The 16393-nt window shown below is 38.4% G+C and carries 20 protein-coding genes; 14 read left to right on the top strand and 6 right to left on the bottom strand.

The genetic code is table 11. From position 1 onward, the window contains the following. The first annotated feature begins 42 nt into the window (after positions 1-42). The 13 genes from cysD (at position 43) to ACGE0T_RS09545 (ending at position 12099) form a co-directional block, all read left to right on the top strand. The gene (gene cysD, locus ACGE0T_RS09605) at positions 43-954 is read left to right on the top strand and encodes a sulfate adenylyltransferase subunit CysD (protein ID WP_459190451.1); all 912 of its coding nucleotides are present in this window, start codon (positions 43-45) and stop codon (positions 952-954) included. A 10-nt stretch (positions 955-964) separates the two neighbouring features. Further along, a complete protein-coding gene (gene cysN / locus ACGE0T_RS09600; protein ID WP_459190240.1) occupies positions 965-2428 on the top strand; it encodes a sulfate adenylyltransferase subunit CysN in 1464 nt (487 codons plus the stop codon). A gap of 3 nt (positions 2429-2431) precedes the next feature. Further along, the gene (locus ACGE0T_RS09595) at positions 2432-3535 is read left to right on the top strand and encodes a sulfotransferase family protein (RefSeq protein ID WP_459190239.1); all 1104 of its coding nucleotides are present in this window, start codon (positions 2432-2434) and stop codon (positions 3533-3535) included. 74 nt (positions 3536-3609) lie between these two features. Further along, complete coding sequence (locus ACGE0T_RS09590; protein WP_459190450.1) at positions 3610-4557, top strand: PCMD domain-containing protein; 948 nt, start codon at positions 3610-3612, stop codon at positions 4555-4557. 78 nt (positions 4558-4635) lie between these two features. Next, positions 4636-6639 (top strand): NAD-dependent DNA ligase LigA, encoded by a 2004-nt coding sequence (gene ligA / locus ACGE0T_RS09585; RefSeq protein WP_459190238.1) that lies wholly within the window; start codon positions 4636-4638, stop codon positions 6637-6639. Then, positions 6636-7157 (top strand): DUF6913 domain-containing protein, encoded by a 522-nt coding sequence (locus ACGE0T_RS09580; protein ID WP_459190237.1) that lies wholly within the window; start codon positions 6636-6638, stop codon positions 7155-7157. Before ligA ends, ACGE0T_RS09580 begins: the two co-directional genes overlap by 4 nt. Before the next feature lie 53 nt (positions 7158-7210). Then, on the top strand, positions 7211-8104 hold the full coding sequence (gene dapA / locus ACGE0T_RS09575) for a 4-hydroxy-tetrahydrodipicolinate synthase (RefSeq protein WP_459190236.1): 894 nt from the start codon (positions 7211-7213) through the stop codon (positions 8102-8104). 323 nt (positions 8105-8427) lie between these two features. After that, a complete protein-coding gene (locus ACGE0T_RS09570) occupies positions 8428-9054 on the top strand; it encodes a hypothetical protein (protein ID WP_459190235.1) in 627 nt (208 codons plus the stop codon). Between the two features lie 75 nt (positions 9055-9129). Beyond that, positions 9130-9672 carry a hypothetical protein gene (locus tag ACGE0T_RS09565; protein WP_459190234.1) on the top strand — a complete coding sequence of 181 codons (543 nt, stop codon included), beginning with the start codon at positions 9130-9132 and terminating at the stop codon, positions 9670-9672. A 62-nt stretch (positions 9673-9734) separates the two neighbouring features. Then, complete coding sequence (locus tag ACGE0T_RS09560) at positions 9735-10097, top strand: hypothetical protein (protein WP_459190233.1); 363 nt, start codon at positions 9735-9737, stop codon at positions 10095-10097. 63 nt (positions 10098-10160) lie between these two features. After that, positions 10161-10694 carry an Imm42 family immunity protein gene (locus ACGE0T_RS09555; RefSeq protein ID WP_459190232.1) on the top strand — a complete coding sequence of 178 codons (534 nt, stop codon included), beginning with the start codon at positions 10161-10163 and terminating at the stop codon, positions 10692-10694. A gap of 299 nt (positions 10695-10993) precedes the next feature. Further along, on the top strand, positions 10994-11272 hold the full coding sequence (locus tag ACGE0T_RS09550; protein WP_459190231.1) for a hypothetical protein: 279 nt from the start codon (positions 10994-10996) through the stop codon (positions 11270-11272). A gap of 143 nt (positions 11273-11415) precedes the next feature. After that, positions 11416-12099: a hypothetical protein gene (locus ACGE0T_RS09545; RefSeq protein WP_459190230.1), complete on the top strand. Its 684-nt coding sequence runs from the start codon at positions 11416-11418 to the stop codon at positions 12097-12099. A gap of 12 nt (positions 12100-12111) precedes the next feature. Here ACGE0T_RS09545 and ACGE0T_RS09540 read toward each other — a convergent pair whose 3' ends face one another. The 6 genes from ACGE0T_RS09540 to imm9 form a co-directional block, all read right to left on the bottom strand. Next, entirely contained in the window at positions 12112-12525 is a 414-nt protein-coding gene (locus ACGE0T_RS09540; RefSeq protein WP_459190229.1) for a DUF5071 domain-containing protein, read from the bottom strand. Positions 12526-12716: 191 nt separating this feature from the next. Further along, positions 12717-13052 (bottom strand): hypothetical protein, encoded by a 336-nt coding sequence (locus ACGE0T_RS09535; RefSeq protein WP_459190228.1) that lies wholly within the window; start codon positions 13050-13052, stop codon positions 12717-12719. A gap of 247 nt (positions 13053-13299) precedes the next feature. Next, on the bottom strand, positions 13300-13587 hold the full coding sequence (locus tag ACGE0T_RS09530; RefSeq protein ID WP_459190227.1) for a hypothetical protein: 288 nt from the start codon (positions 13585-13587) through the stop codon (positions 13300-13302). A gap of 63 nt (positions 13588-13650) precedes the next feature. Then, complete coding sequence (locus tag ACGE0T_RS09525; protein WP_459190226.1) at positions 13651-14214, bottom strand: hypothetical protein; 564 nt, start codon at positions 14212-14214, stop codon at positions 13651-13653. A gap of 47 nt (positions 14215-14261) precedes the next feature. Further along, on the bottom strand, positions 14262-14777 hold the full coding sequence (locus tag ACGE0T_RS09520; protein ID WP_459190225.1) for an Imm26 family immunity protein: 516 nt from the start codon (positions 14775-14777) through the stop codon (positions 14262-14264). An 81-nt stretch (positions 14778-14858) separates the two neighbouring features. Then, on the bottom strand, positions 14859-15371 hold the full coding sequence (gene imm9, locus ACGE0T_RS09515; protein WP_459190224.1) for an Imm9 family immunity protein: 513 nt from the start codon (positions 15369-15371) through the stop codon (positions 14859-14861). Positions 15372-16081: 710 nt separating this feature from the next. Here imm9 and ACGE0T_RS09510 point away from each other — a divergent pair. Beyond that, entirely contained in the window at positions 16082-16213 is a 132-nt protein-coding gene (locus ACGE0T_RS09510) for a hypothetical protein (protein ID WP_459190223.1), read from the top strand. Positions 16214-16393: the final 180 nt, after the last annotated feature.

Raw genomic sequence — 16393 nt, 5'->3', positions numbered from 1 at the left:
TAAAATGGTTGTCACCTGTCGGTTATCAGCTATAAAAATACAATTATGTCTGATTATAAATTGAGCCATTTGCAGGAATTGGAGGCTGAGTCTATTCACATCATACGGGAAGTAGCTGCTGAATTTGAAAATCCTGTTATGCTTTATTCTATCGGTAAAGATTCTTCCGTGATGGTCCGTCTTGCCGAAAAAGCGTTTGCTCCGGGGAAAGTGCCTTTTCCTTTGATGCATATCGATTCGAAGTGGAAGTTTAAAGAAATGATTCAGTTTCGTGATGATTATGCAAAGAAGTTCGGTTGGAACCTGATTGTAGAGTCTAACATGGAAGCTTTTAATGCCGGTGTAGGTCCGTTTACTCATGGGAGTAAGGTCCATACGGATTTAATGAAAACGCAGGCATTGCTCCATGCTCTCGATAAATATAAATTTGATGCTGCTTTTGGCGGTGCTCGTCGTGACGAAGAAAAGAGCCGTGCGAAAGAACGTATCTATTCTTTCCGTGACAAATTCCATCAGTGGGACCCGAAAAACCAACGTCCTGAATTGTGGGATATTTATAATGCACGCGTACATAAAGGGGAAAGTATCCGTGTTTTCCCACTGTCAAACTGGACAGAACTGGATATCTGGCAGTATATCCGCCTTGAAAATATACCTATCGTACCTCTGTATTTTGCTAAAGAGCGTCCTATTGTAGAGTTGGACGGCAATCTGATTATGGCGGACGATGACCGTTTGCCTGAACAGTATCGCGAAAAAATCCAGATGCGCATGGTTCGTTTCCGTACATTAGGGTGCTGGCCGTTAACCGGTGCCGTGGAGAGCGATGCCGATACAATAGAAAAAATCGTGGAGGAAATGATGACCACCACTAAGAGTGAACGTACGACCCGTGTGATCGATTTCGACCAGGATGCAAGTATGGAGCAAAAGAAAAGAGAAGGATATTTTTAAATAAAGGATTATGTCTACATTAAATATAAAAGAGTTTTTGGACAGAGACGAGCAGAAGGATTTGCTTCGCTTCCTTACTGCCGGTTCGGTAGATGACGGAAAGTCTACGTTGATAGGACGTTTGCTGTTCGATAGTAAAAAGATATACGAAGACCAGCTGGACGCACTTGAACGCGACAGCAAACGTATGGGGAATGCCGGCGACCATATTGATTACGCTTTGTTGCTGGATGGCTTGAAAGCCGAACGTGAACAGGGGATTACAATTGATGTGGCATACCGCTATTTCAGTACGAACAACCGTAAGTTCATTATAGCCGATACTCCGGGACACGAACAATATACCCGTAATATGATTACCGGTGGTTCTACTGCGAACCTGGCAATCATTTTGGTTGATGCACGCACAGGAGTGATTACACAGACACGCCGCCATACCTATCTGGTATCTTTATTGGGTATCAAGCATGTTGTACTGGCTGTCAACAAGATGGACTTGGTAGACTTCGACAAACAGGTTTTCGACAAGATAGTAGAAGATTACAAGCAATTTGTGGAGCCGTTGAATATACCGGATATCACCTGCATTCCTCTTTCCGCATTGGATGGCGATAATGTGGTAGACAAGAGTGAACGAACTCCCTGGTATGAAGGTCCGTCTTTACTGGATTTTCTGGAAACAGTGCCTATTGACCAGGATCGTAACTATGCGGATTTCCGTTATCCTGTACAGTATGTATTACGTCCGAATCTGGATTTCCGCGGCTTCTGCGGCAAAGTAGCCAGTGGCATCGTCCGTAAGGGCGATACCGTAATGGCATTGCCATCCGGTAAAACTTCCAAAGTGAAAAGTATCGTTACTTATGACGGTGAACTGGATTATGCATTTCCTCCCCAATGTGTCACAATTACATTGGAAGATGAAATAGACGTCTCCCGTGGTGAAATGTTGGTTCATCCGGATAACCTGCCAATGGTAGACCGTAACTTTGAAGCGATGTTGGTCTGGATGGATGAAGAGCCGATGGACGTGAACAAGCAATTCTATATCAAACATACAACCAACCTGACCCGTGCCCGTGTAGATAGCATCCGCTATAAAGTGAATGTAAATACGATGGAGCAGTTGTCGGTAGAGAACGGTATGCTGGGAGAAAAAGAACTTCCGATGAGACTGAATGAAATCGGACGCGTGGTCTTTACTACCGGTAAAGAACTGCTTTTCGACCCGTATCTGAAAAACAAGCAAACCGGAGCATTTATCCTGATTGACCCGATTACGAATAATACCTCGGCTGTGGGTATGATTATTGACCGGGTGGATGCGCGCGATATGGTTTCAGAAGATGCTCTTGCCGTTCTGAATTTGCCGGAACTGGGTATTGGAAAGGAGCATTATGAAGCAATCCAGGCTGTTTGCAAGGAGTTGGAACGCCAGGGACTTCCTGTGAAATGTATAACGGAAAATAAATAAGTTATGGGGTTATTGGAATTTGATAAACTGCCGATAAATACGTTAGTCGGAGCCGATTGGAAAACATTCAAGGCAGTAACGGAAAACATGACTATCGACAAGGGCTTCCGTAATAAGTATTACCTGACAAAAGCCGTGTGCCGTATACTGAGTTTGTGTCAACCGTTTGAAAATGCCCGTTATCGTAAGATAGCCGACAAACCGTTGGAAATGGATCCGGTATTCATTCTCGGACATTGGCGTAGCGGGACAACGTTCGTACATAATGTATTTTCGTGCGACAAGCATTTCGGATATAATACGACTTATCAGACTGTGTTCCCCAACTTGATGTTATGGGGGCAGCCTTTCTTTAAAAAGAATATGTCTATCCTGATGCCGGACAAACGCCCGACGGATAATATGGAACTGAAGGTGGATTTGCCGCAGGAAGAAGAATTTGCTCTTGCGAATATGATGCCTTATACCTATTATCATTTCTGGTTTTTCCCGAAACATATGCTGGAATATTGCGACCGCTATTTGTTGTTCGACAATATTACGGATCGGGAACGGGAAGTGTTTAAGGAAACTTTTATGAAACTGATTAAAGTTTCTCTTTGGAATACGCATGGTTCTCAGTTCCTGAGCAAGAACCCTCCCCATACAGGGCGCGTAAAAACATTGGTGGAAATGTTTCCCAATGCGAAGTTTATCTATCTGAAAAGAAATCCCTATACCGTATTTGAAAGTACGCGTAGTTTCTTTACAAACACAATACAGCCTCTCCGTTTGCAGGATATATCTAATGAGCAGCTTGAAAGTAATTTCATTGAAGTGTATCGTCGTTTGTTTTATAAATTTGAAAAACAGAAACATTTGATACCGGAAGGCAATCTGGTTGAAATCAAGTTTGAAGATTTTGAGCAGGATGCTTTTGCGATGACAGAAGATATATACAAAAAACTGGATATTCCCGGTTTTGAAGAAGCCAAACCGGAAATTGAACAATACCTGGGTAAAAAGAAAGGATACAAGAAGAATAAGTATAAATATGACGATCGTACGGTTCATCTTGTAGAAGAAAACTGGGGGATGGCTTTAAAAGAATGGGGATATTCTTTGTAACTAAAAATGAGTCGATTTTATTAAAGTCAAGAATGGAAATGAGGGCTAATGGAATAATAAAAGTTTGCCGGTTGATGGGATTGATGGCTTTAGGCCTGTGTATGAATAACCTGTTTTCGGTCAGAGCGCAGGAAAAGGTGGTTCCCATTGCTTTCGGTGATATGGATAAGTGGATTGTGCGTGAGATACATGAGTCTAAGATAATCGGAGGAGCAACCAAATACTTGTATGAGTTAGGTCCGACGGATACGATTGTCGGAAATATAGCATATCAGAATAAAGGCGGTTCCCCGTGGGCAAACTCAAATGTGATGGCTAAAGTAGCCGGAATTGTTAAAACAAATACATCCGTTTTTCCGGAGAAAAGAGGAGAGGGTAGTTGTGCCCGCCTGGAAACACGAATGGAAAAAGTAAAGGTGCTGGGCATTGTCGATATAGAAGTGGTAGCTGCCGGTTCAATCTTTTTAGGCAAGGTACATGAACCGATAAAAGGGACAAAAAATCCTCAAGGTATGCTTTGCACCGGAGTCCCTTTTACCAATAAGCCGAAAGCGATCCGTTTTGATTATAAGATAAAGATGGTTCCGGAAGACTATCGTATACGCAGTACCGGCTTCAGCCGTAAGACAAAGATTGCAGGGGCCGACTCTATGGAAGTAAACCTGTTTTTACAGAAACGTTGGGAAGATAAGGAGGGAAATGTATATGCTAAGCGAATCGGAACATTGGTACATCGTTTTATCTCTTCAACAGACGGATGGGTGAATGATGCCACTTTTCCGGTTATGTACGGGGATATTACTTCCCGTCCCGAATATGAACCCTATATGCGGATTCAGGCGGAAGAACGATATACGGTAAATAGTGAAGGAGAGAGTGTTCCGATTAAGGAAATCGGTTGGGCGGAAGATAATGAAACGCCTACACATCTTATCCTCCAGTTTACTTCGAGCAACGGAGGCGCCTACATCGGTTCGCCGGGTAATACGATGTGGATAGATAATGTAAAACTTGTTTATTAATCTAAGGAATGGACTGAATATCGAAAATTATTTTTTATATTTCAGTCCATTTTTATTTACTATTACCTAATAATCAATATGGCTGAAATTGAGTCAAAGATAAAGGCATTGCGTGAAGCTCTGGAACAACACAATTATAATTACTACGTATTGTCCATGCCTACCATATCAGACCGTGAGTTTGATGAGATGATGAAGGAGCTACAGGCTCTTGAAGCAAAATATCCGGAATATGCAGACCCTCATTCCCCGACCCAACGGGTGGGAAGCGACCTTTCAAAGGAATTTGAACAGGTGGTACACCGTTATCCGATGCTTTCATTGGGTAATACCTATTCGGAAGATGAAGTACGTGACTTCTATGAGCGTATTACACGTGATTTGAATGAACCTTTCGAAATTGTTGCCGAACTGAAATATGATGGGACATCTATTTCCCTGATTTATAATCAAGGCAGGTTAGTGCGTGCGGTAACCCGTGGCGATGGTACCCGTGGAGATGATGTAACGGCTAATGTAAAAACAATTCGTTCCGTCCCATTAAAACTGATGGGCGACAATTATCCGGAAGAATTTGAAATACGTGGAGAAATATTGCTTCCCTGGGCAGAGTTCGACCGCCTGAATAAAGAGCGGGAAGAACAGGAAGAGCCTTTGTTTGCCAATCCTCGTAATGCCGCATCCGGTACATTGAAGCAACAGAATCCTGCTATTGTGGCAGCCCGTAAACTGGATGCTTATTTCTATTATCTTCTCGGGGAAGAACTTCCGTCCGAAACCCATTTCGATAATCTTGCCGCAGCCCGTTCCTGGGGCTTTAAAATACCGGATGTGATACGTAAATGCGAAAGCCTGGAGGAAGTATTCGATTACATTGCTTACTGGGATGCGGAACGAAAGAACTTACCGGTGGCTACAGACGGTATCGTATTGAAAGTAAATTCATTGAGGCAACAGAAAAATCTGGGATTTACAGCGAAAAGCCCCCGTTGGGCAATTGCTTATAAATTCCAGGCGGAGCGTGCGGTAACGCGTCTTAATTCCGTTTCTTTCCAAGTGGGACGAACGGGGGCTGTAACTCCTGTTGCCAATCTGGAACCGGTGCTTCTTGCCGGTACGACCGTTAAGCGTGCTTCCTTGCATAATGCAGATATAATTGAAGGGCTCGATTTACATATCGGGGACAATGTATATGTGGAAAAGGGCGGAGAAATTATTCCGAAGATAGTCGGGGTAGATGTGGATTCCCGTTCAATACTAATGGGGGATAAGGTTCGCTTTATCCGGACTTGTCCCGAATGTGGAACGCTGCTTGTCCGTCCGGAAGGAGAGGCAGCCCATTATTGCCCGAACGAATCCGGCTGTCCTCCGCAGATAAAGGGTAGGATAGAGCATTTCGTTACCCGGAAGGCTATGAACATTAATATGGGACCGGAGACGGTGGAAGATTTGTATGAGGCTGGCCTGATTAGTAATACGGCCGATTTATATACCCTGAAATTCGCCGATTTGATACGATTGGAACGCTGGGCGGATAAAAGCGCCCGGAACCTGCTGGCAAGTCTGGAAGAATCCAAACAAGTTCCCTTTGAACGTGTTTTATTTGCATTGGGCATTCGTTTTGTCGGTGAAACTGTAGCCAAGCGTCTGGCATCCGCATTCCATACAATGGAGCAACTGGAAGAAGCTTCATTGGAAACTTTGACAGAGGTGGATGAAATTGGCGGACGCATTGCACAAAGCGTCATCGACTATTTTGCGGATGAAAGAAACCGTACTTTAGTGAACCGCCTGAAAGAATACGGATTGCAAATGTCGGTCGCAGAAGACCAGTTGGTGAACCGTTCGGAAAAACTGAAAGGGCTTACGATTGTAATCAGCGGTACCTTTTCGAAACATTCCCGCGATGAATATAAGGCAATGATTGAACAACACGGCGGAAAGAATAGCGGTTCGGTATCCGGCAAAACGGATTATATTCTGGCAGGTGAAAATATGGGGCCGGCTAAGCTCGAAAAAGCGGCTAAGCTGGGTGTGAAAATCATGAATGAAGATGAATTCCTAAATATGATTGCGGAATGAGACTGACGAACTATTTTATTAAAAAGAAGATACAATATGCAGCTTCGCGAGCTTCGGCCCGTAAACATGAGTTTTGTGCTTTGGAAGATGCAAAAGTTGTATTGGTCCTTTTTCAGGCTATAGATGCTCCTGTTGTGGAGCCTTGTCTGGAACAGTTGCGTAAGATGGGAAAAAAGGTGCATGCCTGTATGTACGTATCGGAAGGAGTTACCCCGGAAATGGATTCTTCTTATATCATTGTGAGTGAGAAAGAGCATACGGATGCCTGGTATGCTCCCAAAAATGCCATCGTAGAACAGTGTAAGGCGTTGGAAGCAGATATTTTGATCGATTTATGCCGATCCGATTGCTACCCGATGCAATACATTATGTTACAACATCCTTGCTCTTTCAAGACCGGGCGGAAATTCAACGGACCGGACCTTTACGATCTGTCTATCGTAGTGACAGAGGGTGATGATATAAAGTATTTATTCGAACAAATATTATTTTATTTGAAAGCAATCCGTTCTAAATGATATAAATTCTTTATTTTTGCAGTGCTAAATAACAAAAAAGGAATATTTTCCCCATGGCAGACATAAATTTAAGAGGAATGGGTGTGGCACTGATCACTCCCTTCAAGGAAGATGAAAGTGTAGATTATGAAGCGTTAGGCAGATTAGTCGATTATCAGGTGCAGAACGGTACGGATTATTTGGTAGTATTGGGCACCACAGCAGAAACTCCGACACTTACAGAAGAAGAAAAAAAGAAGATTATAGATTTGGTTGTAACGAAGGTTAACGGCCGTATTCCGATTGTTTTAGGAGTAGGAGGCAACTGTACCCGCTCCGTTGTGGAAAAACTGAAAAATGACGATTTCCGCGGTATCGATGCAATCCTTTCTGTAGTCCCTTATTATAACAAACCATCGCAGGAAGGTATTTACCAGCATTATAAAGCGATAGCCGAGGCTACACGTCTTCCTATCGTGTTGTATAACGTACCGGGAAGAACCGGCGTAAATATGACTGCGGCTACTACGTTGCGTATTGCCCGTGAATTTAAAAATGTGATAGCTGTAAAAGAAGCATCCGGCAACATTACCCAGATGGATGATATCATCAAGAATAAACCGGCTAATTTTAATGTGATTTCAGGTGACGACGGCATTACTTTCCCTTTGATAACTTTGGGTGCAATAGGCGTTATCTCTGTTATAGGCAATGCTTTTCCACGTGAATTTAGCCGTATGGTTCGTTTGGGGCTTGCGGGCGATTATGAGAATGCGCGCACTATCCACCATCGTTTTACCGAATTGTTTGAATTATTATTTGTAGATGGCAATCCTGCAGGTGCAAAGAGCATGCTGAATGCAATGGGATTCATTGAAAATAAGTTACGTTTGCCATTAGTTCCAACTCGTATTACGACATTCGAAAAGATACGTGATGTGCTACGTCAGTTAAGCATAAAGTGCTGATAACCGGATAAACAAGATATGAAAAAAGGCAGTTCCGAAAACGGGGGCTGCCTTTTTTGTTTTAGGGTTGATGCTCGTGTCTTGTTATTGGCCGCTAAAGAATGTAATTTTATAGGATAGAGGAAAAAACAAACAGATTCCTTTGTGGGTAATTAGACAAAACCGTACTTTTAGAGGAATATAGCAGACTCTTACAAAAGCAAAATGAGCAGTCCGTTTTAGATGATATTTTTTGAGGGAAAATAATTTGTGAAAATACTTGGAAAAAATAACAGCGGAACATTAAATGACCGCTGTTAGTATAATGTTATTCGCAATAACAAATGGAGAAAGAAGAAAACTACATATCAAATCTTGATTGCTCGCTTTGGCGAGTTGATGATTTGGGGCTATATGCCGCCAAATCCCCTATCCATATCAATTCTTTGGGCGGTAACTTCGATGCGTGGTTTGATATGGATGGCGAGAGTTTTCCTACCGACAAACAGCTTACTGCATGGACGGAATTTTGCAATGTAAATCCAATAGATATGAAAGAAATGATAATGAATGGTCTTATAAAATTGGCAGATAAAATGGATGCTCTGCCCAATGATGTAGAACTGGAGTATGGTCCAATATATAAGCCAATAGTAATTTCAAGAAATGTCAAACGCTCTGTTGAAGTCATTAAGCATAGTGAAAGACCATTAGGAAAAATGACAAAATCCACCTTAAAATGCAGTTCGGTTGTTGTGCCGTTACAAGATAAAGCACCAGTTAGATTCATTGTAATGAACTTTGAAATTGGTCATCGTCCTTATGAAATGGAAGCTGTTTTTTGTAATGAAAAGATACTTATGGTTGGTGAAAACTCTGGCGTTTGGACTCGCCTTGAATGGATAAATGAGTTTAATATTCCAAAGTTTAATATTGAAACGGCATTACATCCATATTGGCGACCTGAATAATATGCGAATAACAAGCACCTGTTCCGCCTACGGCGGCAAGCTGCAAACCATTATAAGCTAAGAAGAAAGTAAATTATGGATAAACAAAAACGAATAGCATTTTTTCATGAAGATGATTATTGTCAATGGGAGATATTACCATTGACTGCCAAGGGCTTTTGCATGAAGCAAATGGGTGAAATAGATGATTTTGCCGAAGAGCATCAGTTAGCCGGTGGCGTTTATACTGATATATTTGTACGAGAGGACAGTCCTCATGGAATAGAGGAACTTTCTTTGTGTCCGGAACAGTTGAATGAGGCACTTGGTTTTCTCCCAGCCTATGACCAAGTAGAAACGGGCTACTCCAGTTATCGGGAAGAATTAAAGCTTACCTATGGCAGAGGTATGGAGGAAGAACAAAATGTATTTTGGTCGGTGGATGAAGCTGGAGTAATAAACGCTCTTTGGCTGGATATATGGATTGCTCCGAAATCTAAAGACTTATGGAAAAGCATTTTAATCGCTTTAGGAAAAATGGCTCCCGTTTTGTTAGCCGACTGGGGTTGGCAGCGATGTGTTGATTTAACGAATCTAAGCGATGTGGAACAATATATAAAAGAAAAAAGTAGCTTATAACAAACGGCTCAACCTTCTTAATGGTCGATTAGCTACCGAACATTAGCATTAAAATAAAGAAAATGAATAAATTAGAGTACAACAATATTGCTGATATGTTAAACATGATTTGTAAAAGACCTAAGATGTATTTTGAAAATCCGACTATAAACAATATGTTTCGTTTTTTGGATGGCTATTATATGTCTGAAGTCATTCACACTCCAGAAGAAGAAAGAATAAAGTGCGAAAAACGAGAGGAATTGTTTTGGAATAGTTTCTACAAATTTCTTGCCAATAAATATAATAAAGAAATAGTAAATAAAAATATATCCTCATATTACATCATAGAAGACATGTTAAAAGAAATTTCAGTAAATGAAGAGGATAATTTTGAGTTATTTGTAGATAACTTCAATGAATTTTATCGTAAGAACTCAATCTAAGAGAAATATAATGTTAACACCACGTGCCGCCTAACAACGGCAAGCTACATCCTATTATTGACGATGAAAAAAGAATGTGAAAATATATTTGGAAACAAATCTAAGTTCGCAATAGAAGTAAGGCTATGGCAACTTAACGAAAGTCCTATATTCATAAACTATTGTTTATGGATAAGCAACAATATGGTCGGAGATATTGAACAATGTGCTGTGTTGTCAGCAGAATTAGATCGTATCCTCAATGTAACTGAACAAAAAGGACAACGCCATATTTCCTTTGATAATTTGTCGGCAAATCTGCTCACGGATAAATTGATTGAAAAGATCTGGCTTAACGAATGTGATTTTATGCAAAATCCGGCATTTGCTAATCTTGACATACTTTCACAGCATGGAGAATGCTTTCAAGGTTATTTCGTGTTTCTGGTAGAACAACAAGGTTATGAATGGTTACTAACAAAAGACAACGTAGATAATCGGTATTATGACATCAAGTTACCCGCAGGAATGATATATTCATGTTTTGAAGAATTTTCAAAATGGATTAAAGATTCAACAATCTTGGCATTACGAACCAATAGATGGATTGAGAAATAGAGTGAATATAAAAGCTCTGAATAAAAATATGACTGATAACAAACGGCTTAACTTCTGAAAAGTCAGTTAGTTACTAAACATTATGAACACAAAAAATAACAAAATGGATTATCCTTCGTTCATCGGCAGGAAATGAGCTTTTCGAAGTATGGTATTATGGTAATCTGTTTAAGGTTAAAGGAGAAGAACAGCCTTATATTGTAGAAACAGATATTGCACCTGAACTGATTGTAGCCAGAGATACGGCTACAGGCGAAGAAATAGTGATTCATGACGGCTCTATACATGGCTATAACAATATGTTTTGCGATGAATATGACGTAGAAGTAATTAAGAACAGAGCATTAAAACAATATCCAATTCCAGCATCCAAATTAGTTATAGAATTAACATATAGCATAGATTATGAGGATGAAAAAGAAGACTATGAAATAGATGATGATGGATATGTAACACTGATTGATGGACGAAAGATGTTATGGCAAGACGTAAAGCGTAACGGAATGGATTTTCTTGGTATATCCTATCAGAATGAAAATGGAGATCTAATTCAATTCTATGATAAAGAATTGGCATAAGATGTTTTCAAGGTTTCTTTGTGCTTCTGTTAGAAGGAGAGGGATATGAGTGGCTATTCTCTAAAGAAGATGGAAATAATAAGATTGATAAAATAGAAAGGGAAGAATTTATAAAAGCATTAATAAATAACTTACAATAGAGAATGAAAGGAAAAATAGTATTCATATTGATAATTCATGCAATAATGGCAACTGCATGCGTTAATTCCAAAAACAAAAACACAGATCAAGATGAACCGTTAGCAAAGGCAGGCAAAACAGCAGAACGGGCCTTACAACTTGCCGGCTCAAACCGCGATAATTCGGATTCGCTGGCTTTAGCCGTTGAACTGATTGACCAGGCAATAGTGCTTGTCTCCCAGTCTCATACATCTGATTACGACAATTTGGGTTTATACCATACACTTTATGGGCATAAATCCCAAATACAGTGTTGTCAGGGGCGATTTGACACCGCACTCGCTACGCTGGAAGAAGCAGAGGCAAAATATGGTGATTTTTGGATGAACCTGTTCTTAAAGGCTATCATATCCGATTTCATGGGAGATACGGTGTCTGCCGGCTTGAATTATGAGAGAACGATTGATTATTGCGACTATAAATTAAAGAAAATGGACCAAAGCACTCAAGAGTATTTGAACATGTTTGTTACGCGCATGACAGCTAAAATGCTCAGATACGGCAAAGAAGAAGCTAAAGATGACATCGGGATGCTGAAAGCTCGAAAGGATTATACCGAAGGCTCCTCTGTTTATTATCTGGTTATCGGATTTGAAAATTGGGATAAAGAAGCGTATTTTAAAAGTTTATGGGGAATAAAAGAATAATATACCTGCCGCTTATAATGAAATGTTTGTCGTATTACCAAACTGACTTAAAAAATCTAAAGCTCCTCTTTTCAGTTCTATCTCATCCTCATTTTTCGGGGTAAGCTCAGCAAACCCTTTTATAACAGGAAGAAATTCCAACTGGCTTTCTTTTGGAAACTGAACTAATAACTGCGTAATAATCCAATACTTCCAAATCGGGTCTTTTTTCTGGTCTATAAGTATATATTTGATACTTGGTATCAGGCCTTTATGAAACCGAGGCAATACATTAATTAACTCTAAAGCTACAGGCCAATTCATATCTGCAATCCATTCCAAAAGAGGGGTCGCTATTGACGCTATTTGCTCTGTATTGGCATCAGACAAACGTTTAATAGCTTCAATATCAAATTTATCTTTAGGTATTAGTTCTTGTAAGTTCATAATTGTCATTTTACATACTCATTCATCAATAGAGCTTGGCAACTAATTGTTTTTAGCATTTGGTTGTTTGTTGGTAATCTCGTTAGATTTTTCGTGTATTTCATATAAATATGCTATAAACTTTTGTATCATGTTTTAATTTATTGCTAATGGGTGGTAGACAGCAACCTTTGGGAGTGCCTATCTACTTGTTACCTGCTTTTTCGAGTTATTATAATATCGTCAACACTTAATAACAAAGCCTGTCCGTCTGTTTTATACTCTTGCCAATCTTCAATATTCGGACTTTCATAATCTTGCATTATACGATAAAAGGAGTACAATCCTGAACTTTCCAATGGAAGCTCAGGTAATCTATAGACATCATATTTCCCAACATTTTCCAACTTATTTTCTTCAATCATTTTCAGCCATCCTAACGCCTTGTCTATCTGTTGAAGATAGGAAAGTTGCTGTTGATCGCCTTGCTTTAAGGCATCAACAGTTTTTATTCGTTCCTTTTGCAATAGCTCAATAATATTTTTCATATTGTTTCTTAGCTGGTAAAATGTTTGTTATCAATGTTTTTATATTATTATTTTATGATATCAAGTACTAATATGCAGTCTTTTCGATATTTTTTACCTGTTTGTTAGCAATCTCTTTAATATCAGTGTCTCTCAGTCTACGATATAAGAATTAAAGGTCATTCCATTAATTTCTTCTTCATATCTGTCAGCCTTAACAACATTTCTAAGAAGGCTTGAAACTGGAATTAGTAATTGAGCCAATATTTCAATCTCCACTTACCCAAATTGTGTTTTTATCTATTATCATAGGACGCAAATTCTTGACAAACTCTATTATAATTTTCATTGATTGTTTATCCGACGTCTTTATATAATCATTTGCCAAATTAATAAGTAATTGAAGATTTTGAGGTATCAATCTTGTATCTCCATATTCATCAATACTCAATCCTGTCTTTGCATGAAACTGCAAAAAGACGGGTTGTAATATTCTCAATTCAACATCATTCAAAGCGAAGTGATGATTATTCATTGTATTGCTAAAATCTAACATTTCAATTATTTGTTTATCGGTAATGTGTTGCAGCTTGCTGCCATTAGGCAGTGCAGGTGCTTGTTATAATAATTCTTTAGTATCAAATCCTAATTCATTCAGAACTTCTAATTGTTCTTTTTGGTATTCGGAAGTTCCAGTATGAATAAATTTTTTCTCTATAATATAGCTATTCGGATAATCTTCATAATAACTCATTAAAAAGGCTGGTATATTTTCATGTCTATTGAAGATATTTGAAATCATCCCAGACTTCACCAGTTTTATAAATATCTCTTTACTTTCACATTTGTAGAGATTCCCATCTTCATGGTAAACTAGGCATTGTTCAAGAAATAATTTCCTGTTGAAATTGGCAAAATTGGCTAAACGGTCAGGACGTTTCCAACGTTTTATATCAGTCTTATCAAGAGATGGCAGGATTTTTTTCCATACACCTCGCTTCACAGGAAAAGAATTACAAACGAAATAGAGACGATAAGGTGTTTTAGAAAATGTTTCGTCGTTTAATCCACCTTGCAATGGCGCAAAAACTCCGTAACAATCTTTAGTCAGAAGTCTCACATAATAAACAATTCCATTTTTTCCATTCATTTTATAAATTGCTCCTAATTCATATCTTGCCATAATTCATTGATTATATTTATTATAATGTTTGGCGGATAATCGACCTTTCAGGGGCGATTGATACGCTTGTTAGTAGCCAGTTTTTCTATTATTTTGTTTTCTAAATCAATAGGAAACCATACCGTTGAGTAAGAATACAGATTTCGTTCCATTTCTTCACGAGTGATAGGAGTTTCTTTTGCCGTTGCAAATTCTCTTAGTCTGAAATTTTCGGGAACCCCGAAAACCATTTTTAGATTTGCATAGTTTGAATCTTTATATTTATTGTAGTTTTCTGTTTGTCCTATTTTTCTCCATCTTTTTTTAATAATTCCGTCCCAAAAGATTTGAAGAGGAGAATACATAATTCCAGAACTAATAATTTCATTTAGTTCAGTATAAGCACTACCCACCTTATTAAAGATTTCAACCAACACAGAAGAGTTTGTTTCTATTACTCTTCCAAAGACAAAATCTTTATTCAAGTCTTCTTCTGTTAGTTTAGACTTCAATCCCCAATCGTTTTTAGGCATAAACAAAGGTATGCCAAAAACTTCACCCGGTTTTACGATTATTTTATTCATATTTTTCTTGGCTACTAATGTTGGGCGGCTAACTGACTTTCGGAAGTTAAGCCGATTGTTATCAACTAAATTCTATAATGATTATAACTTTATTGTATGCCCTTTCAAAGTAATCCCGTCAGTGAAAACTTGTTTTAAGGATAGTTTAATACTACTTTCCACATAATCTGTCATATCTTTAAATTGAGTATAATCAACGGGAATTATTGTCACGCCCTTGTCTGATTTTCTTTTAGCATATTCATTGAAACGGTGTTTTTTATCAATACCCCAATTTATTTCTTCTTTTATTGGTAAAGATATATTGACGCCTATGAACTTTTCCTTATCAGCTAAATAAGTAATACCTCGTTTCCCAATACAAATTTCCTTTTCTCCAATTGCTCCACCAAGAGAAATTTCAATAGATAAAGTCCAATTAGTTATTGAATCATCCACTTTAATTTGTCCTGTCAAATCTTGAAAATAAGTTTCAATGGCATTATAATCAAAGCAACTCATTTCTGGATAACCACTTGAATAATCAAAATTCATAGGTCTTTGATATTGATTTTGAGAATAAAGTCTCGATGTAACCTTTATTTTAAATTTCATATTTCACTTTTGTACTGTTGCTAACGTTATGCTAACAGCGGTCATTTAATGTTTCGCTGTTATTTCCTCTAAGTACTTTGTATAATTTTTCCCTCAAGAATATTGTCCAGTGGACTTCTTATTTTACTTCGTAAGAGTCTGTTATATAAACGTACATTTTTGTTGTTCTTATATTTTTTATTACGTCAGGCATGATATTGTATCTAATGACAATATTGAAATTTATGCTATATGCCTCTAAAAATACGGTTTTGTTTAGTTACCTACAAAGGAATCTGTTAGTTTTTTCTCTATTCTATGAAATAACATTGCTTGACAGCCAATGATACAGTCATCTACTTATTTACCAAAACTATAGTACCTTTTTTACGAAAGTATCTATATCTTATTGTTGAGATGCCAATCTTGATCGGTTTTACACCCCCATCTTAACGTTCTCGAGATGGAGGTGTGAAGATATATGAGACCCGGGTGTCGGGAATATAAATATATTATATCTTTGATATTCAGTAGTATATTTAATAAAAAAAGAGCTACTTATTGCTCTTTTTCATCTAAGACTATGATGGATATGATAGATGCTATGTTAGATGAAAATGGGAACTGTCATAGATTAATATCTTGTCAAACAGTTTATTATGATAAATAATGAGAGTATGATAGTATAATTGTAAAATTTTAAATGCAAATGCCATAATGGTACAATTAAAATGGATATAACAAGACTGGACTGTTCAGCTGAGGTAATTTTCAATGCCATAAACGGTTCAATTAAAATGATTAATACAGCCAAACGTGATGGCTCGAATATGGGGTTTAAATACCACAAACGGTTCAATTAAGCCAATTCCGCGAGCGGTTCGATGAGATCAAGGCCATCCTGTTTCAATACCACTAACGGTTCAATTAGTCCAACGACAGGTCCTGCAAATATTTTAATGTCATCGTAGTTTAAATACCACTAACGGTTCAATTAAGCCCCTCTTAAAAGGAAATAAGCCCTTATTGAAAATAAGCAAGTT

Source organism: Parabacteroides sp. APC149_11_2_Y6 (assembly GCF_054506995.1).
This window is presented reverse-complemented; position numbering and strand designations above follow the sequence as displayed.

Coding starts and splice junctions, on each gene's coding strand:
- ACGE0T_RS09565 (WP_459190234.1), top strand. CDS start 9,130: ATGGATAAACAAAAACGAATAGCATTTTTTCATGAAGATGATTATTGT.
- dapA (WP_459190236.1), top strand. CDS start 7,211: ATGGCAGACATAAATTTAAGAGGAATGGGTGTGGCACTGATCACTCCC.
- ACGE0T_RS09595 (WP_459190239.1), top strand. CDS start 2,432: ATGGGGTTATTGGAATTTGATAAACTGCCGATAAATACGTTAGTCGGA.
- ACGE0T_RS09540 (WP_459190229.1), bottom strand. CDS start 12,525: ATGAACTTACAAGAACTAATACCTAAAGATAAATTTGATATTGAAGCT.
- ACGE0T_RS09550 (WP_459190231.1), top strand. CDS start 10,994: ATGTTTTGCGATGAATATGACGTAGAAGTAATTAAGAACAGAGCATTA.
- cysN (WP_459190240.1), top strand. CDS start 965: ATGTCTACATTAAATATAAAAGAGTTTTTGGACAGAGACGAGCAGAAG.
- ACGE0T_RS09530 (WP_459190227.1), bottom strand. CDS start 13,587: ATGTTAGATTTTAGCAATACAATGAATAATCATCACTTCGCTTTGAAT.
- ACGE0T_RS09520 (WP_459190225.1), bottom strand. CDS start 14,777: ATGAATAAAATAATCGTAAAACCGGGTGAAGTTTTTGGCATACCTTTG.
- ligA (WP_459190238.1), top strand. CDS start 4,636: ATGGCTGAAATTGAGTCAAAGATAAAGGCATTGCGTGAAGCTCTGGAA.
- imm9 (WP_459190224.1), bottom strand. CDS start 15,371: ATGAAATTTAAAATAAAGGTTACATCGAGACTTTATTCTCAAAATCAA.
- ACGE0T_RS09525 (WP_459190226.1), bottom strand. CDS start 14,214: ATGGCAAGATATGAATTAGGAGCAATTTATAAAATGAATGGAAAAAAT.
- ACGE0T_RS09535 (WP_459190228.1), bottom strand. CDS start 13,052: ATGAAAAATATTATTGAGCTATTGCAAAAGGAACGAATAAAAACTGTT.
- ACGE0T_RS09555 (WP_459190232.1), top strand. CDS start 10,161: ATGAAAAAAGAATGTGAAAATATATTTGGAAACAAATCTAAGTTCGCA.
- ACGE0T_RS09560 (WP_459190233.1), top strand. CDS start 9,735: ATGAATAAATTAGAGTACAACAATATTGCTGATATGTTAAACATGATT.
- ACGE0T_RS09590 (WP_459190450.1), top strand. CDS start 3,610: ATGGGATTGATGGCTTTAGGCCTGTGTATGAATAACCTGTTTTCGGTC.
- ACGE0T_RS09510 (WP_459190223.1), top strand. CDS start 16,082: ATGGATATAACAAGACTGGACTGTTCAGCTGAGGTAATTTTCAATGCC.
- ACGE0T_RS09580 (WP_459190237.1), top strand. CDS start 6,636: ATGAGACTGACGAACTATTTTATTAAAAAGAAGATACAATATGCAGCT.
- ACGE0T_RS09545 (WP_459190230.1), top strand. CDS start 11,416: ATGAAAGGAAAAATAGTATTCATATTGATAATTCATGCAATAATGGCA.
- ACGE0T_RS09570 (WP_459190235.1), top strand. CDS start 8,428: ATGGAGAAAGAAGAAAACTACATATCAAATCTTGATTGCTCGCTTTGG.